At 67.1% G+C, this 25,843-nt stretch carries 31 protein-coding genes and 2 pseudogenes; 16 read left to right on the top strand and 17 right to left on the bottom strand.

The window, feature by feature from the left end:
- Window positions 1–98 precede the first annotated feature (98 nt).
- The 4 genes from BMX97_RS01805 (at window position 99) to BMX97_RS01790 (ending at window position 4,102) form a co-directional block, all read left to right on the top strand.
- On the top strand, window positions 99–422 hold the full coding sequence (locus BMX97_RS01805; protein WP_244538224.1) for a hypothetical protein: 324 nt from the start codon (window positions 99–101) through the stop codon (window positions 420–422).
- Window positions 423–1,162: 740 nt separating this feature from the next.
- Entirely contained in the window at window positions 1,163–1,612 is a 450-nt protein-coding gene (nikR, locus tag BMX97_RS01800; RefSeq protein ID WP_091744806.1) for a nickel-responsive transcriptional regulator NikR, read from the top strand.
- Window positions 1,613–1,849: 237 nt separating this feature from the next.
- Window positions 1,850–3,877 carry a TonB-dependent receptor gene (locus BMX97_RS01795; RefSeq protein ID WP_091745109.1) on the top strand — a complete coding sequence of 676 codons (2,028 nt, stop codon included), beginning with the start codon at window positions 1,850–1,852 and terminating at the stop codon, window positions 3,875–3,877.
- 33 nt (window positions 3,878–3,910) lie between these two features.
- Window positions 3,911–4,102 (top strand): hypothetical protein, encoded by a 192-nt coding sequence (locus BMX97_RS01790; RefSeq protein ID WP_048427058.1) that lies wholly within the window; start codon window positions 3,911–3,913, stop codon window positions 4,100–4,102.
- Window positions 4,103–4,347: 245 nt separating this feature from the next.
- Here BMX97_RS01790 and BMX97_RS01785 read toward each other — a convergent pair whose 3' ends face one another.
- From BMX97_RS01785 to BMX97_RS01775, 3 genes are all read right to left on the bottom strand, one after another.
- Window positions 4,348–5,094 (bottom strand): MauE/DoxX family redox-associated membrane protein, encoded by a 747-nt coding sequence (locus tag BMX97_RS01785; protein WP_091744804.1) that lies wholly within the window; start codon window positions 5,092–5,094, stop codon window positions 4,348–4,350.
- Between the two features lie 69 nt (window positions 5,095–5,163).
- Complete coding sequence (locus BMX97_RS01780; protein ID WP_091744802.1) at window positions 5,164–5,556, bottom strand: CopM family metallochaperone; 393 nt, start codon at window positions 5,554–5,556, stop codon at window positions 5,164–5,166.
- Between the two features lie 226 nt (window positions 5,557–5,782).
- A complete protein-coding gene (locus BMX97_RS01775; protein WP_244538223.1) occupies window positions 5,783–6,268 on the bottom strand; it encodes a hypothetical protein in 486 nt (161 codons plus the stop codon).
- Window positions 6,269–6,482: 214 nt separating this feature from the next.
- On the opposite strand from BMX97_RS01775, the gene BMX97_RS01770 reads away from it, so the two are divergent.
- From BMX97_RS01770 to BMX97_RS01755, 4 genes are all read left to right on the top strand, one after another.
- Window positions 6,483–7,565, top strand: coding sequence for a YeiH family protein (locus tag BMX97_RS01770; RefSeq protein WP_091744799.1), 1,083 nt, complete (start codon window positions 6,483–6,485; stop codon window positions 7,563–7,565).
- Window positions 7,566–7,760: 195 nt separating this feature from the next.
- Window positions 7,761–8,948: a molybdopterin-dependent oxidoreductase gene (locus tag BMX97_RS01765; RefSeq protein WP_091744797.1), complete on the top strand. Its 1,188-nt coding sequence runs from the start codon at window positions 7,761–7,763 to the stop codon at window positions 8,946–8,948.
- Between the two features lie 11 nt (window positions 8,949–8,959).
- Window positions 8,960–9,298 carry a c-type cytochrome gene (locus BMX97_RS01760; protein WP_058617457.1) on the top strand — a complete coding sequence of 113 codons (339 nt, stop codon included), beginning with the start codon at window positions 8,960–8,962 and terminating at the stop codon, window positions 9,296–9,298.
- Window positions 9,299–9,404: 106 nt separating this feature from the next.
- Window positions 9,405–10,484: a molybdopterin-dependent oxidoreductase gene (locus BMX97_RS01755; protein WP_091744794.1), complete on the top strand. Its 1,080-nt coding sequence runs from the start codon at window positions 9,405–9,407 to the stop codon at window positions 10,482–10,484.
- 14 nt (window positions 10,485–10,498) lie between these two features.
- Here the strand turns inward: BMX97_RS01755 and BMX97_RS01750 are convergent, their stop codons facing one another.
- The 4 genes from BMX97_RS01750 to BMX97_RS01735 form a co-directional block, all read right to left on the bottom strand.
- Complete coding sequence (locus BMX97_RS01750; RefSeq protein WP_091744790.1) at window positions 10,499–10,858, bottom strand: YidH family protein; 360 nt, start codon at window positions 10,856–10,858, stop codon at window positions 10,499–10,501.
- Window positions 10,855–11,742 (bottom strand): LysR family transcriptional regulator, encoded by an 888-nt coding sequence (locus BMX97_RS01745; RefSeq protein ID WP_091744788.1) that lies wholly within the window; start codon window positions 11,740–11,742, stop codon window positions 10,855–10,857. Before BMX97_RS01745 ends, BMX97_RS01750 begins: the two co-directional genes overlap by 4 nt.
- A 79-nt stretch (window positions 11,743–11,821) precedes the next feature.
- Window positions 11,822–12,619 carry an anti-sigma factor family protein gene (locus BMX97_RS01740; protein ID WP_048427050.1) on the bottom strand — a complete coding sequence of 266 codons (798 nt, stop codon included), beginning with the start codon at window positions 12,617–12,619 and terminating at the stop codon, window positions 11,822–11,824.
- On the bottom strand, window positions 12,616–13,128 hold the full coding sequence (locus BMX97_RS01735; RefSeq protein WP_048427049.1) for a sigma-70 family RNA polymerase sigma factor: 513 nt from the start codon (window positions 13,126–13,128) through the stop codon (window positions 12,616–12,618). The genes BMX97_RS01740 and BMX97_RS01735 overlap by 4 nt, the downstream gene beginning before the upstream one ends.
- Before the next feature lie 211 nt (window positions 13,129–13,339).
- Between BMX97_RS01735 and BMX97_RS01730 the strand changes: the two genes are divergently transcribed.
- Together BMX97_RS01730 and BMX97_RS01725 are read left to right on the top strand one after the other, a co-directional pair.
- Window positions 13,340–13,741, top strand: a complete 402-nt coding sequence (locus BMX97_RS01730) for a CopM family metallochaperone (RefSeq protein WP_048427048.1) — start codon at window positions 13,340–13,342, stop codon at window positions 13,739–13,741.
- Between the two features lie 36 nt (window positions 13,742–13,777).
- Window positions 13,778–15,217 (top strand): YncE family protein, encoded by a 1,440-nt coding sequence (locus BMX97_RS01725; RefSeq protein ID WP_091744786.1) that lies wholly within the window; start codon window positions 13,778–13,780, stop codon window positions 15,215–15,217.
- Between the two features lie 54 nt (window positions 15,218–15,271).
- Here BMX97_RS01725 and BMX97_RS33475 read toward each other — a convergent pair.
- From BMX97_RS33475 to BMX97_RS01710, 3 genes and pseudogenes are all read right to left on the bottom strand, one after another.
- Window positions 15,272–15,373 (bottom strand): annotated as a pseudogene (locus tag BMX97_RS33475) (transporter); the annotation flags it as partial.
- A gap of 545 nt (window positions 15,374–15,918) precedes the next feature.
- Window positions 15,919–16,773 carry a hypothetical protein gene (locus BMX97_RS01715; protein WP_143074538.1) on the bottom strand — a complete coding sequence of 285 codons (855 nt, stop codon included), beginning with the start codon at window positions 16,771–16,773 and terminating at the stop codon, window positions 15,919–15,921.
- 392 nt (window positions 16,774–17,165) lie between these two features.
- On the bottom strand, window positions 17,166–17,603 hold the full coding sequence (locus BMX97_RS01710) for a hypothetical protein (RefSeq protein ID WP_091744782.1): 438 nt from the start codon (window positions 17,601–17,603) through the stop codon (window positions 17,166–17,168).
- Between the two features lie 376 nt (window positions 17,604–17,979).
- Here BMX97_RS01710 and BMX97_RS31885 point away from each other — a divergent pair, with 376 nt between their 5' ends.
- Window positions 17,980–18,189: a hypothetical protein gene (locus tag BMX97_RS31885; protein ID WP_143074537.1), complete on the top strand. Its 210-nt coding sequence runs from the start codon at window positions 17,980–17,982 to the stop codon at window positions 18,187–18,189.
- A gap of 544 nt (window positions 18,190–18,733) precedes the next feature.
- On the opposite strand, the gene BMX97_RS31880 is transcribed toward BMX97_RS31885, so the two are convergent.
- Window positions 18,734–18,952 carry a hypothetical protein gene (locus BMX97_RS31880; protein ID WP_143074536.1) on the bottom strand — a complete coding sequence of 73 codons (219 nt, stop codon included), beginning with the start codon at window positions 18,950–18,952 and terminating at the stop codon, window positions 18,734–18,736.
- Window positions 18,949–19,641, bottom strand: a complete 693-nt coding sequence (locus tag BMX97_RS01700; protein WP_091744778.1) for a hypothetical protein — start codon at window positions 19,639–19,641, stop codon at window positions 18,949–18,951. Before BMX97_RS01700 ends, BMX97_RS31880 begins: the two co-directional genes overlap by 4 nt.
- 178 nt (window positions 19,642–19,819) lie before the next feature.
- Between BMX97_RS01700 and BMX97_RS01695 the strand changes: the two genes are divergently transcribed.
- The 3 genes from BMX97_RS01695 to BMX97_RS01685 are packed head-to-tail and all read left to right on the top strand — an operon-like array spanning window position 19,820 to window position 20,844.
- The gene (locus tag BMX97_RS01695; RefSeq protein WP_091744776.1) at window positions 19,820–20,053 is read left to right on the top strand and encodes a hypothetical protein; all 234 of its coding nucleotides are present in this window, start codon (window positions 19,820–19,822) and stop codon (window positions 20,051–20,053) included.
- Entirely contained in the window at window positions 20,050–20,511 is a 462-nt protein-coding gene (locus BMX97_RS01690) for a hypothetical protein (protein ID WP_091744773.1), read from the top strand. The genes BMX97_RS01695 and BMX97_RS01690 overlap by 4 nt, the downstream gene beginning before the upstream one ends.
- 18 nt (window positions 20,512–20,529) lie before the next feature.
- Window positions 20,530–20,844 (top strand): hypothetical protein, encoded by a 315-nt coding sequence (locus tag BMX97_RS01685; RefSeq protein ID WP_091744771.1) that lies wholly within the window; start codon window positions 20,530–20,532, stop codon window positions 20,842–20,844.
- A gap of 101 nt (window positions 20,845–20,945) precedes the next feature.
- Here the strand turns inward: BMX97_RS01685 and BMX97_RS01680 are convergent, their stop codons facing one another.
- The 5 genes from BMX97_RS01680 to BMX97_RS01660 all read right to left on the bottom strand — a co-directional run bounded on the left by BMX97_RS01680 (window position 20,946) and on the right by BMX97_RS01660 (window position 24,416).
- Window positions 20,946–21,215, bottom strand: a complete 270-nt coding sequence (locus BMX97_RS01680) for a hypothetical protein (protein WP_091744768.1) — start codon at window positions 21,213–21,215, stop codon at window positions 20,946–20,948.
- A 154-nt stretch (window positions 21,216–21,369) separates the two neighbouring features.
- A complete protein-coding gene (locus BMX97_RS01675) occupies window positions 21,370–23,016 on the bottom strand; it encodes a hypothetical protein (RefSeq protein WP_091744765.1) in 1,647 nt (548 codons plus the stop codon).
- On the bottom strand, window positions 23,013–23,666 hold the full coding sequence (locus BMX97_RS01670; protein ID WP_244538222.1) for a hypothetical protein: 654 nt from the start codon (window positions 23,664–23,666) through the stop codon (window positions 23,013–23,015). The genes BMX97_RS01675 and BMX97_RS01670 overlap by 4 nt, the downstream gene beginning before the upstream one ends.
- A complete protein-coding gene (locus tag BMX97_RS01665) occupies window positions 23,663–23,998 on the bottom strand; it encodes a hypothetical protein (protein WP_091744762.1) in 336 nt (111 codons plus the stop codon). The genes BMX97_RS01670 and BMX97_RS01665 overlap by 4 nt, the downstream gene beginning before the upstream one ends.
- 4 nt (window positions 23,999–24,002) lie before the next feature.
- A complete protein-coding gene (locus BMX97_RS01660; RefSeq protein WP_143074535.1) occupies window positions 24,003–24,416 on the bottom strand; it encodes a hypothetical protein in 414 nt (137 codons plus the stop codon).
- Window positions 24,417–24,674: 258 nt separating this feature from the next.
- Here BMX97_RS01660 and BMX97_RS01655 point away from each other — a divergent pair.
- A pseudogene (locus BMX97_RS01655) lies at window positions 24,675–24,869 on the top strand (YjbQ family protein); the annotation flags it as partial.
- A gap of 473 nt (window positions 24,870–25,342) precedes the next feature.
- Complete coding sequence (locus BMX97_RS32645; RefSeq protein WP_177202087.1) at window positions 25,343–25,495, top strand: hypothetical protein; 153 nt, start codon at window positions 25,343–25,345, stop codon at window positions 25,493–25,495.
- Window positions 25,496–25,843: the final 348 nt, after the last annotated feature.

Genomic DNA, 25,843 nt, shown 5'->3' with positions numbered 1-25,843 from the left:
TTGATCCTGCGGATCTTGGTGCACTCGCATAGGAGGGCTACACGAAGAGCGCTTGACCGGCGCCGCTTGCCCTTACCCAACAGCCCAATGATGCCGTGATGCCTGCTTTATCCGATCGCCAGCGTGTCGAGCTCGCGATCCCGGCCTACCTCCTCTGCGCGCTGACTGCCGTACCAGGGGTGTTCGTCCCGGCCGACCCGGACCTGGAAGCGAGAGCCGAGGCCGACATCGCCGCTCTACGCGCTGATCTGCAGGACGCCTGCCTCGAGCCCTTCAGCGACCTCATCGCGAAGAAGCAGCACGCCCTCCTGCGCCGGGTGGAACGTATCGGGAAGGGCGTGATCACCGGATGGGGGAACCGGCCGGCGCTGAACGTGATGCTGACGATCTGGCACTTCCTGAAGGATCTAACCGACCGCTAGGTGCTGATCCTGTGGGAGGGCTCTGCAATGGAATGAGCGACGAGCCGGTTCCTGCCGATGTTCGCGCACGGCTTCGACGAGCAGAAGCGGGACGCGATGGCCCAGGAGCAGGCCCAACAGCTGCTGACCTGCCTGCAGGCGGATGGGCTGTATCGCTGAGGAGCGTCTCCTTGCGGTCTGCCCCCAACTCGCCGCCCGAGGCTGCTCCCCGAACCCGCTGCGCGGTATTCGCCCTCCGGGTAATAGTCGACTGAGGCGGCACCATGCGGCCTATGGCCAAGGCTGCTAATCGATGGGCCGGCGCCTGGCATCACGCCGTTCTCCGGATCTCACTACCCCTCGCATAAGCGAGACACATGAAACGATGTACGCCGGATACACCCCGAACAACGGTAATCGACCCCTCTCGAACATCCAGACTTCATGCCTGCAATCCACGCTGTTGACCCGAAGCGGCTCCTCGCAAGCTCTGTCGGGAATGTCCGGTCGCGAGGATTTTCCAGACATTTGATTTCATGACACGGCTTCCTGACATTCGCTGCGTCGCCGGGCTCTCGCGTCAAGTGCGGCACCGCCGAAGGATCTTCTGGCTGTCAGGAACGGGTCGATTTTCTTACATGCCAGTTCATGTGATGGATGGACGCTGGAGGCATGAGCCGTGCGAAGGCCCGCCATTCCCCTAGCTGTTCACGCGCTCGCCATGCTCCTACCAAAGCCATCAAGCAGTTGACGGAGCGGGCATGCAGCGCATCACGATCACCATTGACGACGAGCTGCTGGCGGCGATGGATCGTCTCTGCACCGAACGCGGCTATGGTAGCCGCTCGGAGGCCGTGCGTGACCTCGTCCGCGATGCGGTCGCCCCATCCCAAGGAGATCAGGCGGGTGCTGCGCCCTACTACGGGACGCTGAGCTACGTCTACAATCATGGTACCCGCGACCTGGCGCGCCGTCTCACCGATGAAGGACACCACCACGAGGTGTCCATCGCCAGCATGCATGTGCATCTGACCAGAGACGATTGCCTGGAAGTTGCGGTGCTGCATGGATCTGTGCCGGCCATGCAGGCTTACGCCGATCGCATCATCACCCAGCGGGGTGTGCGCTACGGCCACCTGCACCTCATTCCCGAGAACAGCGCCGAGCCGGCCAACCACCCGCACCCGCACGATGACAACGCTGACCACTGAGGACCGCCGGCCACAGCCGGCGGTGTGAACTTTGCGTAGATTTCTCATACGCGGGACGTGCGAGGGGCACGCCTCGATGCCGCTTCTGGAATGCCGTTGGCCCGCTCTACCTTGTCGTCTGCCCTCCGGGTGCGTCGATACAGCCTGCTCAGCTCCGCCACCGTCCTGCTGGTCGCCTCCCACGCCTGGGCCGCGCCGCCGGTGACCGAGACCGCCGATACCATCGCGCTCTCGGAGATCACGGTCGCACCGGAAGCACCGGCCGCCACGACTTCGGGCACACCTAACGCCAGCGCCGGCTATGTCGGCGGCGTTACCGGCATCGGCGGTGCACTTCGACCGGTTGATGCTGCAAGTGCCGGCATCATCACGGGGGCGCAGATCAACAGCCGCCCGGTGACCCGACCCGGCGAGGTGCTGGAGGAAGTGCCGGGCCTCATCATCACGCAGCACTCGGGTGAGGGCAAAGCCAACCAGTACTTCCTGCGTGGCTTCAACCTCGACCACGGCACCGACATCGCCATCACCGTCGACGGCATGCCGGTGAACATGCGCACCCATGCCCACGGCCAGGGCTACGCCGATCTCAACTTCCTGATCCCCGAGCTCGTCGGCGCGGTCGAGTTCCACAAGGGCCCGTACTTCGTGCGCGACGGCGACTTCGCCGCGGCCGGCTCGGTGCGGATCGACTATCTCGACAAGCTCAACCGCAACATCGCGCTGACGACGCTGGGCAGCTTCGGTCTCAAGCGAGCCCTCTCGGCCGCCTCGGCACCGCTCGGCGCGGGCAACCTGCTCGTGGCGGGCGAGGCGCAGACCTATGACGGCCCGTGGGTGGTGCCCGATACCCTCCGCAAGTTCAACGGCGTGGTGCGCTACAGCCAGGGCACGCCGCTCGACGGCTTTGCGGTCACCGGCATGGCCTACTGGGCCAAGTGGAATGCCACCAATCAGATTCCCGAGCGGGCGGTGGCGGAGGGGATCATCGGCCGCTACGGCACCCTCGACCCGAGCGATGGCGGCGATACCGGCCGCTTCTCGCTGTCGGGGCGCTGGAGCCAGTCGGATGCCGGTGGCATCACCCGGGCGTCGGCCTACGTGATCCGCTACCAGATGAACCTCTGGAACAACTTCACGTATTTTCTCAACGATCCGGTCAACGGCGACCAGTTCCGCCAGCGCGACAGCCGCGTGCTCGGCGGCGGCGAAATCTCGCGCGTGTTCCAGGGTGACCTGTTCGGGCTCGCCATGGAGAACGAGATCGGCGTGCAGACCCGCACCGACGACATCCGGGTCGGCCTGTTCAACACGACGGCGCGGCAGTACCGCTCGACGGTGCTGGACGACCGGGTGCTGGAGGCCAGCGCGGCGTTCTACTACGAGAACCGGGTGCGCTGGACCGACTGGCTGCGCACCAGCGTCGGCTTCCGGGCAGACGGCTACTATGCCGATGTCCGCTCCGACACCCCGGCGAATTCGGGCCGCGCCCGCGACGGCATCGTCAATCCGAAGCTCGGGGCGGTGCTCGGGCCGTGGCTGGATACCGAGCTGTACGTGAACTACGGCGGCGGTTTCCATTCGAACGATGCTCGCGGCGTCACGGCCACCGTCGATCCGGTCAGTCCGCTGTTCAACGTGTCCCGCTCGCCGTTCCTGGTGCCCTCGACCGGCTACGAGGTCGGCATCCGCAACCGCTCGATCGCCGGGCTGGAAACCTCCCTGGCGCTGTTCCGGCTCGATTTCGCGTCCGAGAACCTGTTCCAGGGCGACACCGGCACCACCGAGCCGAGCCGGCCGACACGGCGGTTCGGTATCGAGTGGAGCAACCATTACGCCGTCACGCCCTGGCTGGCCCTGGAGGGCGACCTGACGATCACCAACGCCCGCTTCGCCGACCGCGACCCGGTCGGCCGGCGGGTGCCCGAGGCGCCGACCACGATCGCGTCGGCGGGCATCACCTTCGGCGAAGGCCAGGGCTGGTTCGGCTCCCTCCGCTTCCGCTATTTCGGGCCGCGCCCTCTGATCGAGGACAACTCGGTGCGCTCGAAGCCGACCGCGCTTCTCAACGGCCGGGTCGGGTACAACTTCGACAACGGGGTCAGCCTCTCCCTCGACGTGCTGAACTTGACCAATGCCAAGGCGGATCAGATCACCTACTACTACGTGTCACGCCTGCCGGGCGAAGACGCGGCCGGCGTCGCCGATCGCCACTTCCACCCGGTCGAGCCGACAGCCGTGCGGCTGACCCTCGCCGGCCGGTTCTGAGACCCGATTTCCCTACCTGATAAGGATTTTCGCATGCGCACCCTCGCTGTCTCGATCGGATTGCTGACGGCTCTTTGGATCGGCCCTGCCGCGGCGCATGGCTGCCATCATGGCTGGCAGCAGGCCCCCGCGGAGGGTTGGCACAGCCACGGCCTCAAGTGCGATGCCCGCAAGGGCCTCGGCGTGTCGCGCCGCGGCAAGGGGCACGCCCGCCGGGCGGCGTAGCATCGAGGTTCGAGGCGCGTGACCGTGCGGGCATCGGGTTCTCCGATGCCCGCACGGTCGTTTCTAGAGCCGAGCAGCTTCGCCGCTTCGAGAGCCGCTCGACGCGTCGAGCAAACAGTGCAACGGGCCCGGACCGGCACGGTCCCGGGGGTGCTTGGGCCTTGGACTCAAAGCAGATCTCTGCCCCGTCCGAACCCGGGCAGACTGGATGCCGCCTGATGTGCGACGTCGGCCGGCCGCGGCGCTCATGCGTGCATCGCCAGCATCCAGACCGACATGGCGACCATCATCAGGTTCTCGGTCAGCGACACGAAGCCGAGCGGCACCTTGCTTGACCCGCCGACGCAGGCGCACTTGATCTCGCGCTTGTCGACATAGACCGCCTTGAACACCGAGACGGCCCCGATCGTCCCGATGAACAAGGCAACTGGGATCGACAGCCAGTTCAGGGCTCCCGCGACCATGAGGATGCCGGCGAGGCCTTCCAGGAACGGATAGGCGTAGGCGTAGCGGACCCAGCGTTGGCCGAGCAGGTCGTAGCCCAGAAACATCGACGAGAAGCTCTCGACGTCCTGCAGCTTGAGGAGGGCGAGCACACACATGCTGAAGGCGATGAACCACTCGGCCGCGCGCATCGTGAACGGCGTGCCGGTGACGGCGTAGCTGGCCGCCAGCGCCATCAGCGCCGTCATGGAGAACACCGCAACGACCGGCGTGTAGGTCGTCGCGTTTGGGTCGTTCGCCGTTGTGCCGAAGCGACGGCGCAGGTCGTCGTACCCCCCGACGCGCGCGCCGTCGATGAAGGTCTGGGGTGTCGACTTGACGTCGTGCTCGGCCTTGAAGCGGTCGGTCTCCTCGCGCGTGGTGAGCCAGTGATCCTCAACCGCGAAACCCTGGCGTTCGAGCAGGTCCTTGGCCTTCAGCCCATACGGGCAGAGGTGCTTCTCCATCACCATGCGGTAGAGGACGGCCTTCTGGGCGGTGGCTGGCATGCGAATTTCCTCAAGCAGTCTGTCGATATCGGGGGAAGCGGACCGGGATGAGCCCGGCCCGTGCGGTGCCTACCGGCCGTGCCGCTTCAGCCACGCCTCCATGTCGGCGATCTCCTTTTCCTGATCGTCGATGATCGTCTGCGCCATCGCCCGGGTCTCGGGGTCTTTGGCGTGCGTCAGCGCGACCTTCGCCATGGCGACAGCACCCCTGTGGTGCGGGATCATGTGCGTGCGGAAGTCGACGTCCGGGTCGCCCGTATAGGCGACGTCCATCTCCTTCATCATCGCCGCGTCGGCGGCCTTGAACGCGACGGTAGAGACGGTGTCCTTCGGGTCCGGCTTCGTCTTGCCCATCCCGTGCCCGGGCATGGAGCGATGGTCGTGCGACGCCTGCGCGAGGGCGGGACCGGCGAGGCCGGCCGAGATGAGGACGATGGCGGCGAAGGTGCGAGGGGAGGTCATGGATCGGTCTCTGTTTCGAATGGGAATCAAATCGAACGGCCGCCCGGGACGGCCCCGGGTGAGGCCGGGGCGTGCGCGGACTTCGCCTAGGAGGCGGGTCGGCCGCACCCAGGGCGGCGAGAGGCGGGATCGGCAGCCACGGGATCTCCCCGTGCCGGTAGGGCCGGAGGTGCACCGTCGATGCGGGCACAACTCGGGCGTTGCGCGCCTTCAGGCGCGCCTCATCTCACGCGCGGGCTCGGGGAGGCCTGGGCAGGGCTTCGGGTCCGGCGCCGGTGCGAACGGGAGCATCGCGCGGGACCAGCCTGACGGCCCGGAACGGGATCGGCGCCAGGGCGGGCGGGCCGGGCAGAATGCCGGCGGCACAGCAGGCCATCGTTCCACAGCAGCGGACCCGGCAGGGGCCGGGGCAGCAACCATCGTCCCGGACAGGCCCGACAGCAGTGATCCGGAGCGCGGTCTCCAGGTAGGCCGGAGGCTCGCCCCGGGCGACATGCCCGGCAGGATTCACGGCCGGAACCGCTGCCACCGAGGCGGTCCGCATGTGCGTCGCGGGCCCGTTGCCGGCGTGCTGCGCGTGTCCCTCATGGGCCTGGCCTGCCGACGGCACGAGGGAGGCGAGGATCACGAGGATCACCGCCGCCAGCAGGCGCACGATCGGCCGATCGAGGATCATGAGGCTGGCTCGCACCTGCTCCGGTCGCAGGATCATGCCCGTCTGCCGGGCGTGACCGTTCACCGGCAAGTTTGGTCATGGGCTCGGAGTTTCAAGGGCCGGCGAACCTGTCCATCCGACGACCGGCATCGTCATCGGCACAGTCGCAATCATCGACAATGACGAACAAAATTATCGCAACGTTCTGTTGGATCGAATGCTCGCGAATCGGCACGGTGGGAACAGATCCAAGCGACCCCGCGAGACCGTTATGATCACCGCGACCCTCATCGCATCCCTCCTCGCACCCCTGCGCCGCATCCTGCCCGGCCTCCTCCTGTGCCTCGCGGTGACCGGCGCCGCCCTCGCGCTCGAATCGGCCGAGGAGCACCTGTTCGGCCGCGCCTGGCTTGAGGCTTTGGTGCTCGCGATCGTGCTCGGCACAGCCCTCCGCACCGCGTGGAACCCGGGCGCGCGCTTCTTCCCCGGCATCGCCTTCGGCGCCAAGACGGTCCTCGAAGTCGCCGTCGTCCTGCTCGGCGCTTCGCTCAGCCTCGCAACCCTGCTGGCGGCCGGACCCGGCCTTCTCGTCGGCATCGCCGTGGTGGTGATGGCGGCGATCGCGGCGAGCTACGGCATCGGCCGCGCCCTAGGTCTGCACCCCCGGCTCGCGATCCTCGTCGCCTGCGGCAACTCGATCTGCGGCAACTCGGCGATCGCCGCGACCGCCCCGGTGATCGGTGCGGACGGCGAGGACGTCGCCTCCTCCATCGCCTTCACGGCGGTGCTCGGGGTGCTGGTCGTGCTCGGCCTGCCCTTGCTCGTGCCGCTCCTCGGCCTGTCGCCGATGCAGTACGGCGTGCTCGCCGGCCTCACCGTCTACGCCGTGCCGCAGGTGCTCGCCGCGACGGCGCCGGTGGCGGCGCTGAGCGTCCAGGTCGGTACCCTGGTCAAGCTGGTCCGGGTGCTGATGCTCGGCCCGGTGGTGCTGGCGCTCTCCCTCGGCGCGAGCCGGCTGCGCGAGGAGACGGACGAGCTGGCCCCGCACGTCACTGCGGGAGAGCGTCCGAAGCCCGGCCGCGTCGCGATCCACCGCCTCGTGCCGTGGTTCATCCTGGCGTTCCTGGCGATGGCCGGCCTGCGCTCGGGCGGTCTGATCCCGCAAGCCGCCCTGCCGCCGATCGCCGCGACCGCCAACGTGCTCACCATCGTGTCGATGGCCGCGCTCGGGCTCGGGGTCGACGTGCGCAGCGTCGCCGGCGCGGGGCTGCGGGTCACGCTGGCGGTGGTCGCCTCCCTGCTCGCCCTCACCGCGGTCAGCCTCTGCCTGATCCATATCCTCGGCATCGCCTGACCGAGCGTCCTCGGACGACCGTTTCCCGGCGCGCCGGAGGGAAACGATCTCTCCAATCGATCGGAACGAGCAGGACTTTCCGTTGGAAGCCCTGTCTCATGGAAGATACTTTCCATCACCCAAGGGAGAGCGCGAGACGCTCGGCCCGGACCCGGAGGAACACCCTTGAGCCATCCTGCCATTCCCCGCCGCGCGATGCTTGCCGGTCTCGGCCTCGGCGGCCTCGCGGCCGCGCTGCCGGCCTGGGCTGCGGGCACGATCAAGCTCCCGCTGCCCGGCGGCCCCGACCTGCGCGACCTGACCACAGCCTTCCCCGGCAAGGGGCCGATGATCCTGCAGCGGACGCGCCCGCCGCTCCTGGAGACTCCGTTCGAGGTGTTCGACCAGGGCGTATTCACCCCCAATGACCGCTTCTACGTGCGCTGGCACTGGGCCTCGATCCCCACCGAGGTCGACGCGAACGCCTATCGGCTGACGGTGCGTGGCCATGTCGACCGGGAGCTGTCGCTGTCGCTCGACGAGCTCGCCCGGCTGCCGCGCTTCGAGATCGCCGCCGTCAACCAATGCTCGGGGAATTCCCGCGGCCTGTTCGAGCCGCGGGTGCCGGGGGCGCAGTGGGCCAACGGCTCGATGGGCAACGCGCGCTGGACGGGCGTGCGCCTGAAAGACGTGCTCGACCGTGCCGGGGTGAAGGCCGGGGCCGTGCAGGTCCGCTTCAGCGGCCTCGATGAACCGGTCGTGGACGAAGCGCCCGACTTCAAGAAGTCGCTCGACCTCGACCATGCCCGCGACGGCGAGGTCATGCTGGCCTACGCGATGAACGGCGAGCAGCTGCCGCTGCTCAACGGCTTCCCGCTGCGCCTGGTGGTGCCGGGCTGGTACTCGACCTACTGGGTCAAGATGCTGTCCGACATCGAGGTGCTGGACAAGCCCGACGACCAGTACTGGATGAAGACCGCCTACCGCATCCCGGACGTGCCGGGGGCAAACATCAAGCCCGGTCAGACCGGGTTCAAGACGGTGCCGATCAACCGCATGGTCCCGCGCTCCTTTGTCACCAACCTGCGCGACGGCGCACAGGCGACGGCCGGTTCGCCGGTGGCGGTCCGCGGCATCGCCTTCGGGGGCGATTGCGGGGTCAGGACGGTGGAGATCTCCGCCGACGGTGGCGCGACGTGGTCCTTGGGCAAGCTCGGAGCCGACGAGGGCCCCTACAGCTTCCGGCGGTTCGAGGGCGACCTGCCGGCTCTCGCGGCCGGCACCCACGCGATCAAGGTCCGCTGCACCAACACGAACGGGCTGGCCCAGCCGATGGAGCGGGTCTGGAACGGGGCCGGGTTCATGCAGAACGGCGTCGAGACCGTGTCGCTTCACGTCGCCTGAGGGAGAGAGCCATGGTCACATCCCGCACCGCGTTCTTGCTCGCCGCGCTCGCGCTGGCCTCCGCCCCGACATTCGCCGCCGAGGCGGCCGAGCCGATGCGCTTCACCTCGCAGCAGGTCGAGCTGCCCACCTCCGACCGCTTCTTCCCGGAGGGCCCCGGGGCGGAGGCCGCCAACAACAACTGCCTTGCCTGCCATTCGGCCGGAATGGTGCTGACCCAGCCCAAGTTGTCGAAGGCGCAGTGGACCGAGACCGTCAACAAGATGGTCCACGTCTACAAGGCACCGATCGACGAGGCCGACGTGAAGGCCATCGTCGACTACCTCGCGGCAATGAAGCCGCAGCCCTGACGGCGACGTGCCCGGCCCGCCGTCGCGACGGCAAAGCCGGGGAAGCACGCCGGGACCGATCCGGTCCCGGCACGTTGTCCCGCGATCCATCAGCCCGGAGACCCGCATGTCGAGCTTGGCCGAGCGCAAGGCGCGCCTGATCGTCCACGGGGAGGCGCCGTACAATGCCGAGCCGCCCCTCGCGCGGCTGCGCGCCTACTATCGTACGGCAGCCGACGACTTCTACGTGCGCTCGCACGGCGACCTGCCGGAGATCGATGCGGACGGCTACCGCCTCCGCCTCGATGGCGCGATCCCGACGGCGCTGGAGTTGTCGCTGGACGACATGCGGTCGCGCTATGCCGAGGCCACCGTCACGGCGACGATGCAGTGCGCGGGCAACCGCCGCGCGGACATGCGGGCGGTGGCGCCGGTCTCCGGTGACCCGTGGGACGGCGGCGCGATCGGCACGGCCGACTGGACCGGTGTCCGCTTGGGCGACGTGCTGCGCGAGGCCGGGATCGCCGAGAGTGCAGACCTGCACGTCGCCTTCGAGAGCCACGACCTCGTCGAGGGTCGGCCCTACGGAGCCTCGATTCCGCTGGCCAAGGCGCTCGCGCCCGAGACCCTGCTGGCCTTCGCGATGAACGGCGCGCCGCTGCTGCCGGAGCACGGCTTCCCGCTGCGCGTCGTCGTGCCGGGCTTCGCCGGGGTGCGCAGCCCGAAATGGCTAAAGCGCATCACGGTGCAGGACCACCCGTCGGACAACCCGATCCAGGCCGAGGACTACAAGCTGTTCCCGTCGGACGTAACGGCGGAGACGGCCGACCCCGCCCAGGGTCACACCATCAACACGATGCCGCTGAACGCGGCGATCTGCGAGCCCGCACGCGGGGCACGGCTGGCGGCCGGGGCGAACACAATCCGCGGCTACGCGGTGTCGGGCGACCGCACCGTCGTCCGCGTCGACGTCTCCGGCAATGGCGGGCGGACCTGGGCGCAGGCGGCGCTCGAGCATGATGCGCGGGCGCGCTTCGCCTGGACGTTCTGGACGATCGACCTCGATCTTCCCCCGGGCGAGCATGAGTTGGCGGTGCGCGCCTGGGACGAGGCCGGGCAGACCCAGCCTGCGCTGCCGGACGACACCTGGAACTACAAGGGCTACCTCAGCGCCGCGTGGCACCGCGTGCGCGTGACCGTGGAGTGAGCGCCGGGAGGTACTCAGACCTGCCACAGCGTCACGGCCGCGAGGCTCGCGACGGCGGAGAGCAGGAGCGCGATGCCGAGGGTCAGGGCGCGGGGCATCATCCGCATCGGTGCCGACGCGAGGGACCGCCTCACGGCGTGATCGCGCCAGGCCGCCGCACAAAAACATCCGAATGCGCAGGCGACGAGCGCCAGGGCCATGATCCGCAGCGGCCAGCCGGGCAGCACCTCCGACAGGAAGCGTTGCGCGGCCAAACCGACGCTCAGGAACGCGAGCCCGGTGCGCAGCCACGCGGCGTAGGTGCGTTCCGCGGCGAGCACCGTCCGGTCTTCTGCCAGCCGCACGCGCGGATCGTCGGGTTCGACGTTGCTCACGGCTCGGCCCCCCGGATCAGGTCGAGCAGGGCATCCGCGGCCCGGCTGCGGTATCGCTCCTTGTGGCGTAGGACCCGGAAGGTGCGTGCCGGCAGACCGAGCGGCACGGCGACGAGTGTCCCGTTCCGCAGGGAGGGGGCGACCACCGCCTCCGACAGGACGCTCGCGCCGGCCCCCGCCGCGACGGCGGCGAGCACCGCCTCGTTCGAGGGCAGTTCCAGCGCCACGGTGAGCGCGTCGGGTGCGAGGCCGGCGGCCGCGACGGCGGATTCGAGAGCCGAGCGCGTCCCGGATCCGGGTTCGCGCAGCACCCAGGCGATTGCGGCGAGGTCCGAGGGGCCCGGCTGCGAGCAGCCGGCCAGTTCGTGCCCGGGGCGGACCACGAGGACGAGCCGATCCTCCGCGACCGGAAGGCTCGCGAGGCCGTCATCCTCGACGGCGCCCTCCACGAAGCCGAGCTCCGCCATTCCCGAGCGGACCGCTTCGGCTGCCTGCGCGGTATTGCCGATGCCGAGCCGCAGGATGATGTCCGGATAGGCCGCCCGGAACGCGACGAGGTGGCGAGGCAGCCAATGACCGGCGATGGTCTGGCTCGCGCGGATGGCGAGGGTGCCGCGGCGCAGGCCGCTCAGGTCGGCGAGCACCTGCTCGGCCGCCTCGGCGCGGGCGAGCACCGCGCGTGCCTCCGCGAGGAACAGGCGGCCGGCCTCGGTCAGCTCGATGCCCCGCCCGACCCGGTGGAACAGCTTGACGGCGTGCCGGCCCTCCAGGGCGGCGATGGCCGCGCTGACCGCCGACTGGACGAGGTTGAGCGCCTCGGCGGCCCGGGTGACGTGCTGGCGCTCGGCCACCGCCACGAAGATGCGCAGCTGGTCGAGGGTCATGGCCGTCCGGACGGCCCCGGCACGCGTTCCGTCATGCTCGCTCCCCCTGCCCATCTTCTCGACCGAGCTTGGCCCGGCGTCACCGCGGCCCGCTTTCTCGTCCGCTCGCCTGGGCGTCGACCGCCTCGGCGACCCGCAGCAGCCGCGCTTCGTCCGTGCGCGCGGTCACCACGTAGGCCATCCCGGCATCGATCCACGAGAAAGCGGCGACGTCGCCCTCGCGGGCGTAGCGGAAGACGCCGCGTCCCCCGGCCGCGCCGGCGCGGCTGTAGAGCGTCAGGCGGGTGCCGCGGTCGTCGTCATACATCAGCATCGCCGCCGGCTCGTCGCCGGCCGGCAGCAGGCGCCCGCCCATCAGGCGGAACCCTTGGGACTGCAAATCCGGCGCCCTGACCGGCCGGCCGACGCGCCGCGAGAGCCACTGCTCCAGATGCGGCGTCCCGTCGGCGCGGACCTCGACCGGATGGACGGCCTCGACCACGTAGGTGCGAAAGGCCGAAACCGCCGCCTGCGTCATCGGCTCGACCGGCGCCGCCGCGGGCGGTACCGCCCCGCGCCCGACCCAACCCACCGCCCCGCCGAAGGCGAGGCAGACCATCGCCGCCGCGGCGCCCGGCAGCCAGCGGCTGCTTCGGGCGGGACGCGGGCGCGCCAGATGGGCGACCCGCAGCCGGGCCGGGATCGGCTCGTCGGCGATCGGGGCGAGGCGGGCGCGCAGGCGGGCGCGGGCCTGCCCGTCGGCGGCGACCCGGGCCGCCGCGTCCGGGTGCTCGGCGAGCCAGGCCTCGACGGTGGCGCGGCGGCCGGGATCGAGCTGGCCGTCCACGAAGGCGTGAAGATCGTCCTCGCCGACGGGCCGGGGGTCGGACGCGGTCATTTCACCCTCCGCAGGTGTCCGGTGACGACGGTCGGTGCGAGGTCCAGGAAAGCGCGCATCCGGCCCCGCGCCCGGCTCAAGCGCGACATCACCGTGCCGATCGGCACGGCGAGCACCGCGGCGGCCTCGGCATAGGACATGTCCTCGACCGCGACGAGGAGCAGGACCGAGCGTTGATCCTCGGGCAGGCCGGCGAGCCCGTCGAGCACGTCCCGGACGCCGAGGGCGGCCCCGGGATCGGCGGAGGCATCCGCGACGTCGTCGAGCAGCTCCGGGCCGACCTCGACGCCGCGGCGGCCGCGCCCCCCTTCGAGGTAGCGGTTGCGCAGGATCGCGAACAGCCAGGCGCGCAGGTCGCCGTCCCGGCGGCGCTGCGGCCAGGCCCGGATCGCGCGTTCGAGGGCGTCCTGGACGAGGTCGTCGGCCGCCTCGCGCTCGCGCAGGAGCGCGACGGCGTAGCGCCGCAACGCCGGGATCTGCGGCTCGATCAGGGCGGCGAGGTCGTCCAAGGCGTTCTCCACAAGGGCGCTTTTCGGGGCGGGCGGTGGCGGATGGATGCCGCGGCTCGCGACGAAAGATGCCGGATGAGGCCGCGGTATTCCCCCGTCCGGTCGGAAAATCGCATCACGCAGCCGTGATCGGTGCGTTTCGCCCGGTCGGGGAATATCCGCCGCTCCCCGGCATCTCTCCCGGCGTGACCTTCGAGAACCGGGAGAGACGATGCGCGGCGCACCAACGGCGATCCTGATCGCCACCCTGATGGCCGGCGGCCTGGCGGGCGGCGGCATGATGATGATGCGGACCGGGCATGCCGAGAGCGCCCCGGACGGCTTCGACGCGCTGATGGCCCAGTCGATGACCCGGATGCACGCCGACATGGCCGTGCCGCCCTCCGGCGATCCGGACCGGGACTTCGCCGCCATGATGATCCCGCACCACCAGGGCGCGATCGATATGGCGAAAGCCGAACTCGCCTATGGGCGCGACCCCGTCCTGCGCCGGCTCGCCCAGGGCATCATCGTCGAGCAGGCCCAGGAGATCGAGGTCATGCGGCGCGCGCTCGCCGAGCGCCCTCCCGCCGCTTCCGCCACGCCGAAAGCTCCGGCCCCGCACCATCACTGAGCCGGCCGACCCACACACCCAGCGAGACGACATCCGATGCGACACCTCATTCCGGCGGCCCTCGTGCTCGCCCTTCTCGGCGGAACCGCGCTCGCGGGCCAGGCGCCTGGCCCCGCCTCGGCGCCCGACGTGCCGGTCGGCCCCCGCGACCGCTTCTATACCTCGGACCAGTTCTCCAACACGGTCTCGGTGATCGACCCCGCCGCCAACACGCTCCTCGGCGTCATCCGCCTCGGCGACACCACGCCCGCGAACCTGAGCCCGCTCTATCGCGGCCAGCTCCTCGTGCACGGCATGGGTTTCTCGCCCGATCGCAAGACCCTGCTCGCGGTCTCGATCGGCTCGAACTCGGTCAGCTTCATCGACACCGCCACCAATACCGTGCGGCACACGACCTATGTCGGCCGCTCGCCGCACGAGGCGTTCTTCACGCCGGACGGGCGCGAGGTCTGGGTCAGCGTGCGCGGAGAGGATTACGTGGCGATCCTCGACGCGGCGACGGGCAAGGAGACGGGCCGGATCACGGTGCCGAACGGGCCCGGCATGACGATCTTCTCGCCCGACGGCCGGTACGGCTACGTCTGCTCCAGCTTCAGCCCCGAGACGGTCGCGATCGAGGTCAAGAGCCGGCAGATCGTCGGGCGGATCAAGCAGGAGAGCCCGTTCTGCCCCGACATCGCGGCGACGCCCGACGGCAGCCAGGTCTGGTTCACCCTGAAGGATGTCGGCCGGGTCCAGGTCTTCGAGGCCTCGCCGCCGTTCAAGCCGCTCAAGACCCTCGAGACGGGGCCGATCACCAATCACGTCAACATCGCCCGCACCAGGGCCGGCCAGTTCGCCTACGTGACGGTGGGCGGGCTCAACCAGGTCAAGGTGTTCCGCACCGACGACTTCTCCCAGGTCGCGACGATCCCGACCGGCGCGCTCCCGCACGGCCTCTGGCCCTCGGGCGACGGGTCGCGAGTCTATGTCGGCCTGGAGAATGCCGATGCGGTCGCGGTAATCGACACCGGCACCAACGCCGTCGCCGCGACGATCCCGATCGGCCAGGGCCCGCAGGGCGTCGCCTACCTGCCCGAGGCGGTCCCGGAGGGTGCGGGCGCCCCGAACCTGCAGCCCCTCGGCGCGGCCGGCCAGTCAAGCCGGCTGACCCTCGACGGGCCGGACGGCAAGCCGGCGACGCAGGTGACGCTGTTCGACCAGGGCGTGCTGCAGACGCTGCAGGCCGCGGTCACCGGGCTAACGCCGAAGAGACCCTACCTGCTCGCTCTCTCCACCGACCCGAAGGGCACCGGAACGCTGGAGCCGCTCGCCGCCTTCATGACGAACCCTGCGGGCGCCGCCATCGTCAACGCAGTCGGACCGATCCGCCAGGTGACGCAGAACCCGAACGCCGCGGCGCGGCGCATCCTCGTGATCGTCGAGGGCAAGCCCGGCGAGACCGGCGCGACGGTCCAGGTCCAAGCCGTGCAGTAACGGTGCCGAGGGGGCGGTCGTCGGATCGCCCCCTTCCGTTTCGGGGGGCCATCCTCACGCCCGGTAGGCGACCAGCACGGCGCCGGCGGCGATGAGCGCGATGCCGAGCCAGTTCGGGGCGGCCAGCCGCTCGCCCAGGAACAGCCCAAAATATACCCCCTAATATGCTCGGGCACCTGCTAAGCAATCACGGCCCTCTGAAGTCCGCTGTCGGACGGCGAGCGACCATTCGAACAGCCAGTGGCGAAGGTCTGGAAATGGCGCACAGCCGACAGTGAACAATGAAATCAGGAGTAGCCGCTCCCCATCCCGAGCGGTGCTCTGCTGCACGCTGCCTCACGTAAGAAAAACGACCTAAAAATTGACACCTTTGCTAATAGCCCAAGCTGACGCACTTGGTGCGTGCGCACAAGGCAGGGGGGTCAGGGCCAGAAAACCGTTCCAGAAAAAGATGGTTTGCGTGTGATCTTGTACGATTAAATAGTAGATGAGATACAAAGAAATCATTGAATCCGAAACGGACGGACTGCGCCCGCCCGTTTCGCCGTCACCGAAGCAGGCAGATCGGTATCAGGACAAGCCTGAGGCGCAGACTCGCTTCCAAGACGGGAGCGATGGCCGTTGGCAGAAGCCGCCGGCCGAGCGGCGCCCGGCCGGCAAATCGTCCTTCAAAGGGCCTCGACTTCGCGCCGGGGGAGGTGTCAGCCGAGCTTCGCCACAGCCTGATCGTTGAGAACACCCTCAAAATCGACGATGCCGTCACGCAGCATCTTACGGGACCGGAGCTCGTCGGTGAGGAGCTTGGCGTTCTTGGCGAGCCGCTTGTCGGTGAAGCCCTTGAAGGGATTTTCCGGGGCGGCCTCGTCCTCGCCCGCCTCCTCCTTCACGTCGCGCTTGTGCAGCCTGACGAACCGGTCCATGCCGGTGTAGTTGGGGCCACCGTCCTTGACGGGCTCACGCTTCGCGAACTCTGCCATCACATTCGTGGACGTGATCCCGCGCTGACGGAGGGCGGCCAGAATATACCCGAATTTGGTGACCTGCGGGGCCTTCGTGCCCTTGGGGCAGCACACCCGAGCGAGGCGCTGCAACGGATTCTTCGGTGGCGTCCTCAGTCGCCCACACTTTTTGTCGGCGTACGTGCTGAAGGCTTCCCAATCGAATTTACCGTTCACTTCGAAGCTTTCCCCGACGAGGAGCATGTGATGGATCGCTTCCCGCCCCTTCGCGTCCGTCGCTTTATCCCCTTCCTCATCGAGGATAATATACTGCTTCACCACTGCGTTTGCAGCTTTCACTCTGGCCTCGCGATTGACCGGCAGCGTTGTCATGACAACGCTGGGGGGCGGGACCGAAGGCAAACTGATAGTCCCACCGGGCTCCTCGTCGCGCTCGACAACGTGGACCTCGGGCCGCTCCATGCGCGGATTGCCCACAGAACCGGGAACCCCATCACCGGGGTTGATCTGCGTAGTAGCCGGAGCACCAGGGTTGGTGCTGCACTCCGAAGCCGAGTTACCCTCAGCCGACTGCACGTTCTCCGAAAAGATAGACATGATTTCCCTCCGCTGTCGCGACGCACAACGAGGGGGAAAACCCTCGACGTGTGGCCACATGGATGAAATCGAATCTATACACTCGGGAATCTCCCCGTCGTTGATGTTCGAGCTCTAGCAGGTTCGTCCATAATGATCAAGCGAATGTATTGTTTCTTGGACAGTTTGCTGCGTTATCAACGATCAATCCCTCGGTGCCGAGGCAATCAGCGGGCGAGAACAGAAGGAACCAGCTGGACCGGTGCCGCGGGCAGGAGCGGAGCGACCGGGCCGAACACCGCCTTGAGAGAGAAGGTCTCAGGCGAAGGTCGCAGAATCAACGACGGCTCTCTTGCGGGGCCGTCGCAGTAAGCCGCGATCAGCCGCTGGTTGGGAGTGCGGCGATTTACGGTTCAGGGCAGCGCCACGCGGATGGCGAACGCATCGTCCTGGTTGCGGGAATACACTTTGTGGCGGGGCATGTAGCCGCGCATTGGCAGGATGATGGGAGGTTCATTCAAGCCGACGTGTTCGGGGTCACGCTTGATCCGCTCGATGGACCCCTCTGCTTCCTGCGCGTAGAACATCTCGCTGTCGGTCAGGATCAATACGGGGCCGCAGATGGTGAACCCGGCTCGACCGAAGAGATTTGTTGCACAATCGTTGATGCTGACTGTGCGCTTATTATAGTTTGCGAAGTGAAGCTCGGCGGGCTTGCCGCGCCAGCAGATTGGCGCCGACATCGTGTGAGTGAACGCTGTGTTTTCGACCCAAGTGGATTCGATCGTTTCGTTCGTGTGAATCTTCTCGACGGAGAAGAGGCGGCGGCGCCTGCTCTTGATCAATGACATAAATTCAAAATCTCGTTCTCATGGGCGCTCCAAAATCGGAGCTCGCCCTCGTCGTGCAACCGACAATCGCCTTGTAGCTGGCCGCCGCACTGCAAGTCAAAATTCAAATTCGGGTCTACATTGCAATTGATGGTCGCTCGTCAAAGGACGGGCTCGATCTTGCAACAAGTTTCGGTTAGGGCTTCAATTTCGACGTCAGCCTCGCCGACCGCCTATCTCCGATAAATACTTTTCCCGGTCGAAATCCCGATCATATTTTCTGTCATTCATAAAGGACCTTTCAATGTACGGACATCAACTTGTGAACATATTTGAGCGCCTTCATGCGCTCGGCCTCACAGAATCTCGCACAGCGTTCTCAACGAGATGGTGCCAGATGGGTGAGGATTTGCTGCGCGACCATGATCGTCGCGGGCTCGGTAACGGTAGGATCAATCCGCGCGTGGTGGCGCGTCTGCGCCAGCGACTGGCTGAAGCCGCCACGTTGCTGCCGGACGATTTGGCGGCGCAGGTCCGTGACATCGACGCAGCCATCGTACAGCACGTGTACGTCGCCGATCTACTCGGAAGGCGATCAGTCAGATGAGCATGTTCCGAATTACATTGGTCGCTTCGACCAACGATATCTCCGATCTTGTGCAGACTTTGAACGAGCGAACTCGTGACGGTCACGTCTATCGTGAAACACGAATCGACGAAAATCTCTGGCTGCTGTCCATCGCGGTCAGTGATCGCGAAGAGGCGCAGTTCCTGCGAACCCTTACGTCCTGGCCGAGTGAGCTAACGCCGTGGCAAAACACCGATCTTTGTCCAATATCTAACCGGTAGTTTCTTGGCGGCTCGTGGCTCCAGCTCCGAGGCCAATCTCTGCCCTGAGCCCTGACCACCGCTCTTTACCTTGAGCCCTGAGATTAGATCCAAAAAAAATTTCGTATCAGCGAAGGCTTGGCCTGAGCACATCTCGCTCACTTGAGTTCGACGGCCGTTGACGGCGGCGATCTCCTTATACGTGCGAGCCTTGAGGCGAGCGCGTGCGTAGTCTCAATGTAGTTGAGTGGCGAAGCCGAAAGACATAGTACTACATAGTTACCTTTCAGGTAGTACTACGTAGTACTATGTCTTTTGAAAACTCAATCCTCAGTTCGAGCTAATGACTGACGAACTCGCCAGATCTCGACTCTCAGTGCTTCGAGTTCGCGTTTAGTTGCCCATTCAATTTCGAAGTGGTTATCGAGCTGGACGACGAGATGATTAACTCGCGCATCGATCTTGTCGAGGCGAGTGTTGATGGCCGCTAGGTCGTCGGCATTTGCCTGGAACAGAGCGAGGATCTGTTCGGTGGTGATCAATGCTCGATGTCCAGGCGGATGGTGTGGGTCTGGGTGGCGCCATCGGGGAAGGAGTGGCCGGCGAAGTCCGTACCGAGCGCGACTTGCCCTAGGCAGACCCGATCGCGCCAGATGCTGACGACTGGCCGATCCGGCTTGTCCATCTCGACCTTGATCAGGTGCTCATCGTAGTAGTGCCATCCGTTGTTGTTATCGTGAATCAGCCCCCACAGGTCGTTCATGCCCGTGTTAGGCTTCCGCTCATGGGCGAGGGCCAGAGCCCAATCGCGGAACTCGGCCATGATGTGGCCCTTGACCGTGGCGTCGCGGATGGTCTTCTCGAATCCCGCCTCGGTGCGAAGCTGAGCAAACTTCCTCCACTGAGTGGACTTCTTGTGTCGGACGATCTCGGCGACGGGAACGGTCCAGGCTTCAACGCAAAGCTTGTGCGAGTACGGCGGGGTGAGGGGTCTCCGCTTCGGTGCCTTGCTGGGCTTCTTCGCGATAAAGCCGATCTGAAGGCTGGTGATTAGGTCGAAGGGCGGCATCGGCGTGTGGTCGTGCAGCTTCCCATCGGTGCCGGCCTCGAAGACCGGCTTCCAGTGGATGCGCATGGACTCGAAGTACGCGGCCTTCCACGGACCGGTAGCGGGCGCCTGGGGCTGATTCGCAATAGCTAAGGTACCGTCGGCCTGAATCAGGCTCAGCATGGATTGTAGATTCGTTGACAATTTCATATCCTTTAAACAACGGAGTCAATGTGCATCACGATGAATCCGGCTGTCTATATCAGAATGTATTTGATATATGCGGTCAAAACCCTGTAAGAGGTCGTTTATCGCCAGCCGGTGCTTTTATCGGGGCCCTGAATCTGATTTAGGACTTATTATGACGAAGGTTTTCATCGCCGCCATCGAGGATGGCGAGGGCTGCGGTATGATCGAGGTGTCGGTCCACGCCACGCTCGAAGGTGCGACCCAGGCTCTGCGCAAGATGGCCGAGAGAGAGATGGGCTACGACGAAGAGGATCTGGCCGAGTTGGACGCGGACGAGATCCAAGAACTCGTCGAGGACGACCACGGCCACACCGCGAAGGTTGAAGAGCACGAGGTGCTGGCGTGAGCACCTTCAAAAGCCTCAAGGTGCCGGCCGGCGCCGTCGTCGTCGCGATCGGCCCGCGTGCCTTTGTGGTGCGCACCCCGTCGATCTTGCGGTCCCGTGCCAAGAAGGTGGCCCATCACACCCGCCGCCTCATAATGGGCCGGCACTTCTTTGAGGCGGAGCGCGACATCGCGTTCGTCACGGCGTGCGAACTGGTCGAGACCGTCTACGCCCTCGACGGTGCATTCGGGGATGCCGCGAAGGTCGCCCGCCTCAACAACGAGGCGCAGCGTTTCGCCATCTCGCTTCAGGAGTACGAATTGCATCCCTACGTGTTCATCAGCCACGACCGCACGGCGATGATGACTGAGATCCAGCCGATGCTCAACATCGCGACCGAGGCGGAGTTCGACGCCTGGGAAGTGGGGCTGGGTGCGTCTCACTATGGGTTGCTCGGCCATAAGCCCGCGGTACTCTGATCACGGATTTAATAATCGATGCCTCTGATCGACAACGACGAGTGGGCGGCGATTGCTGCCCACCTCGCGTCTCTTGAGACCCAGGTCGCGGACTTAACTGCCCAGGTCGACTTCCTCAGCCGCGAGCGTCTGCTGTACCGTAAGGGCAGAGAGGCACTGGAAGGGGCCACCGCTCCTACCGTGGATCTGCTGGTGCCACTGCCGGCCGGGTACGGGCGCGGCAACGCCGACCAGTTGATTGCTCTGACCTACGGGGCGGCCCGGGAGATGGCACCGGGTTTCTTTCAGCCGTCGCCGGTCAAGCGGTCGCGCAAGCCGGACGGGACGCTCTAGTGCACTGACGCCTTCAAAAGGTACACCGCGCGATGTAAATTCCTGCATGATTGCAGATGCTTAACGGGCGGCTACGTGGCTCATTCGTTGGCGCCAGTGCACTAGCTGCCGCCCCACGCCATTCGAAACGCGAAGCTGTCCTGCGGGCTCCGGAACCCGATGAGCGTTCGCGTCGTGGTGTTCTCGTGCTCCGCCAGCGCGGCCGACTGACCGAGCTTCAGCACGGCATCGTAAACCTGCGGCAGGACGTGCCCGATGTCGTGCATCTGGATCCGGCCATTGCTCACCGCATTGCGGACGATGCCGATGGCGTAGTCGGCCGCGAGGTCGGGCGTGATGCTGGTCGGTGAGGCGGTGTTCTCGTTCGGCATGGTGCTCTCCGCTCCGGTGATCCAGGACGGCGGCGGCCTTCATGGTGGGTAGTGGGCCTTGGGGTTTCTGGGGTTTCTGGGGGTTTTTCTGCTTACTCCGCGCGAAGTGTCTGAGACTTCGCGCGTGCGGGCACGGAAAAACCCCAGAAACCTCCTAAACCCCACGCCCGAGCGGGTCGACGCGCGTCAGGGCGTACCGGTTACCTCTCTTGTTGTCGGCCAGCATTTCCAGCCTCCGACCGTTGATCACGCGGCCACGCACGCTCGCGAGGTAACGGCCGAAGCTTTTCGTTGAAACTACCGGCCCCTTTGCGAAGTACCGCATCAGGAATTCTCGCAGCGACACATGCGTGGGCTCGGTCGACATCTCGTCCGTCTCGCGCGATACTTGGTCTATCTCGGTCGCGGTAAAGAACGATCCCTCTGCGAGATGTTCGGCCCATACCGCGATCAGCTCGCTGAGTTGAGCACGATCGGGATCCTCATCCCGCATCACGTCCATGCTCGAGACTGGGTCAGCCTCGTCGAGCCAGATCAGGGCCGAGCGCACCATGTCGGACCACACCCCGTAGCTGCCGATCGGGCCGCAGACGCGCGGCGACCCGGCGGCGCGGTAGGCGCGCACGATGGTGATGGCGGCTGCGACGTACGCCCCACGGTCCGCCATGATGACCTCCAGCGGATTCGTGGCGAACTCCCGCTGCTCGGGCCGCTCCACGCCGGCGTCGAGCGTGCACAGCACCGCGCGTCGGGTCATGTCCCCCACCAGCGTCAGGTTGTTGCCGGTGGCGAAGATGGTGGCCCGGCACTCGATCTCCGGCGCCTTCGATTCCCCGAGAATCCGGACCCGCACCAGCGGCCGCTCGGTGACCTGGCACAGCATGTCGCCGCCGAGTTCACCGGTGACATTGTCGAGCGAGAGGACCGGCGCGCCATCGAGCAGCAGGGCGCCCAGACGCTTGTCGGTCTCCTCCTCCGACTTCCCCACCGCCATGACGGAGCAGGGGCGCCCCGTCGCGATCGCGGCGAACAGGTCGACGAGGAGCGACTTCCCCGTGCCGGCCGTCGAGGCGCGGATGCCGTGGAGTGGCGCGACAGGCAGAGCTGGGCGGATCACCGCCGTGAGGATTCCCGATAGCGCCACCGCCCGGTCGACCGGCCCGACGAACGGGAACTCGGCGAGCGTCCCGAGCAGCAGGGCGAGCGCCGCCTCCGCCTCGGCGCGCGACGGCGTCTCCGGGATCTCCGGCAGCACCATGGCGCCATCGGACATGAGGTAGAGGCGCGTAGCGGCGTCATACCCTGCCTCGGACAGGAGCGAGCCGTCGGGCCGCAGCGTCGGCGTGGTGATGATCCCGGCGACTGGCGGCAGCCGCCAGTGTCCCTCGCGCGCGAGCAGCGTCGCGGCGACCTTCGCGGGCGGGTCGATGTTCACCCAGCCCCGCCGCCGCTCGTCGTAGCGCTGGAATTTCACGACCCGGGCGAGCAGGTCGGTGAGCGCATCGGGACCGAGTGCCTTGAGGCGGGCGATCAGGGTGAGCCGGCCCTCGGCCGCCGGAATCATCTCCGTGACCGGCTGCACCAGGCCGCCGGCGCGTGAGAAAACCGGCGTCCCACTCTCGATCAAGATCTCCTCGGCCTCGTCGACGACGCGCGGCATCTCGCTCGCCACTACCTTGATAATGGGGAGCTGCGAGCGCGGTTTGCCGGGGCCGCCGGGGACGGATCCGCTCACGCGCACCGCCCGGTCCTGCCGCCGCTTCGCGCGTCGCGCCGCAGCGAGATCGATCGGCATGTTCATGCGGCGACTCCGACGGCGGGGGTCTTGACGAGGATTCTGGGGAGGCGTTGCCGGCGCAGGAGCGCGTTGATGGTCTCTGCGTGCGCGAGGTCGGTGGTGAGCAGCGTGCCGGCCTCGAGCAGGGCGGCCCTGGCGAGCCCCGGGTGCACCACCACCACGCCTCGCCAGCTCGCCTTGAGCCACGCGAACGGGTCGCGGTGGACGAGTAGCGGCTCATCGGACCCGAGCGGGCGCCACAGGCTGTCCTCGCCGAGAAGCCCGACCCGGCCGAGCCAGGAGGAGAGGCGGCCCGTGGGCGGGTGCCACGCCACAACGTCGACCACCTCGCCGTCGATGTCGCGAGCCGGGATCGTGTAGGCCGGCTCGGCGCCCGTGCCGGGTCCGTTGTCATCGCGTGCGAAGCGGAACCGCTGCCGCTTCTCGAACACCACAACATCTCGCAACAGGATGTCGGCGCCGTAGCGGCCGCATGCGAGGTGCGCGCCCTCGAGGCCCATGTGGCGGAATCGGGCGAAGTCGGACCGGCGCAGGGCGGCACCGCGCGCCTGCTCCCGCTCCGGGTCGACTCGGCGCACGGGCGAAGGCCTGAAGGTGCGGGCCACACGATTCGGCCCGATCGGCAACGGGGAGGCAGCGTCCCTGGTGTTCATGGCTGCACCGCGCGGATCTGCTCGCGCCCCCGTCGAGAGCCGGGAATCCTGGGCACGCTGCGGCGCAGCTCGTCCGGAAGCTGGTCGAACAGTTCGGGCAGGCCAGCGAGCGCGGCGACGAGTTCACCAGCGAAGGCGAGGTCCGCCGCCTCTCGCTCCCGCGTGCCCGGGTCGCCGTGAGGCATCTTCGCGAGGGCCGCGGCCGTGAGGCGGCCCGCCTCCGCATAGCCGTCGAGGCGCCGGGCGAGCGCGTCCAGCGTCTCGAACACCACGATGGAGCGACGCTCCTTCAGCGCCTCGCGCTCCCGCCATTCCTCATTCGACAGGGCCATCGCGCTACTCCGCCGCCGAGAAGAGAGGCGCGGCCGTCCGTGCACCGAAGCGCGCGACATCGCTGGTATGGTTGGGGCCCTGCCGGCATCCCGGCGGGATCCAGAACACCGGCAGCGGATCGCGCCCACGCACCCACACGAACCAGGCGTAGCTCATCGCCGTGCTGGCCTTCGGGTCCCACCAGCCCTTCGCCGTCGCAACCCGCTCGACGAACGACGCGAAGAGCGTCGGCGGGCGATCGCGGAACAATGTCCCGAAGCGATCGACCCCCTCGACCCAGGCGGTGCGCAGCAGGAGCGCCACCACCGGCGCCAACGTCATCGCCCAGAGCGCACTAAGAGTTGTAGCGGCGGGCGTATTGAGTCGCCGCACACCATTACCGCAGGCCGACGCGGCCAGCATCACCGGAATATCCATAAGCTCACCTCGTGGTGAGCAGACAAAGCTTCGCCGTCGCCCTTGACGGGCGCTGTCCGATCATTAATGTTGGGGGTACTGACACCCTACATTCTTCGTTTCGACCGGACCCCCTACCGTCTGAACCACGGTGGGGGGTTTCGCTTTGCTTGCTCCTCGACGCGCCCAGGCAGGCGCAACGAGGCACGGCATCACGCGGTAGCGGTCAGCGTCAATCTAGATCAGCGAGCAGAATCAATCTCTTGAAGGATGATTTGGTATGTGAATCAATCTGGCTACGAGGGGCCGGACGACATGCCGGCGCATATCCGCACCCTCCTGACCGACGCCGCGCTGACGATCCCGCTGGTCGAGGGGCGGCTCGCGCTCGGCACCTGGCAGGGGATCTACCTGATCGAGCACCGCGACCGGCCGCACCGGCGCGAGATCGTGCTGCACCTCGCCGGGGCGTGAGCGGCTCGCGCGGGGATCGGCGCGCGCCTGCATGTCCCGGGGGCGGCGCCCGCCGCGAGTTTCGCGGGCGGCACGGACGGTCGAGCAAGGCACAGAATCGGCCGTCCCCGCCCGATCCGCCGTCGCGTCGGGCCTCGCGTGCCGAGGCGCCATCGACGTGTCTGAGCGGATCGAATTGCGGGTCTCGGTTTTCCCGCAGATCGCCGGCCTCCTGTGCCGTGGCATTTTATTGCCGTTCCGCGCGCTCGTGTGAGTTATGATTCGCAAAATCTCATCCCGAAGAAATATTCGACCGGCATATTGCGCTGCACAAAAAGCTATGTTCTTTTAAATCAAATTCGATCAATCGATGGGGAATTGCGATGTCGGCCCTGAAATATTGTGCACTGTCTCTGTTCGTCTTGTCGGCCTGCCCGGCGGCTGCGCAGGATCGTGCATCCTCCGTCACCGTCTTCCCGCCGATCATGCGCGAGATGGCCCGCGAGACCACGGCCGTGCGGTCCTGGGCCGACCTGACCACGACGCCGCAGCCGGTTCCGGCCGCCCGCCGTCCCGCCCAGCCCGACCTGGTGGCGCAGCGCTACGTCGAGCCCGTCGCCGCGGCCCGTACCGGCTCGCTCGACTAAAGACTCGCCCGTACCGCGCCGTTCGGCGCGTGAGGGCTGCTGCGCCGGGGCGGTTCCCGTCCCGGCAACACCCCCGACTATGCCCAACGGGCGGGGAGGGCGCTGCCCTGCCCGCCCGATCGTCGTTCGTCGGAGGACCGCCCGGTAGAGGAGGGCACGCGTTCCCCCTTTCCCCTCGGCGGCGAAAAGCACAGGACGCATCTCCCCCTTCCCACGCCGGAGAGGGGATCTCGCGCTCTGATCCCAGAAGGGATTTTCCGGGACGGTCCCGCATTCTCGCAAGACGAAAGCCGCCGCGCCCCGCGCGCCGCGCGCCGCGCGCCACGGGCGATCGGCAAACCGGGGTGG

Origin of the sequence: Methylobacterium sp. ap11 (assembly GCF_900110515.1) — a bacterium.
In the GTDB taxonomy this organism is placed as follows: Bacteria; Pseudomonadota; Alphaproteobacteria; order Rhizobiales; family Beijerinckiaceae; genus Methylobacterium; species Methylobacterium ajmalii.
The sequence above is the reverse complement of the archived record's forward strand: the minus strand, read 5'-3'. Positions and strand labels throughout refer to the sequence as shown.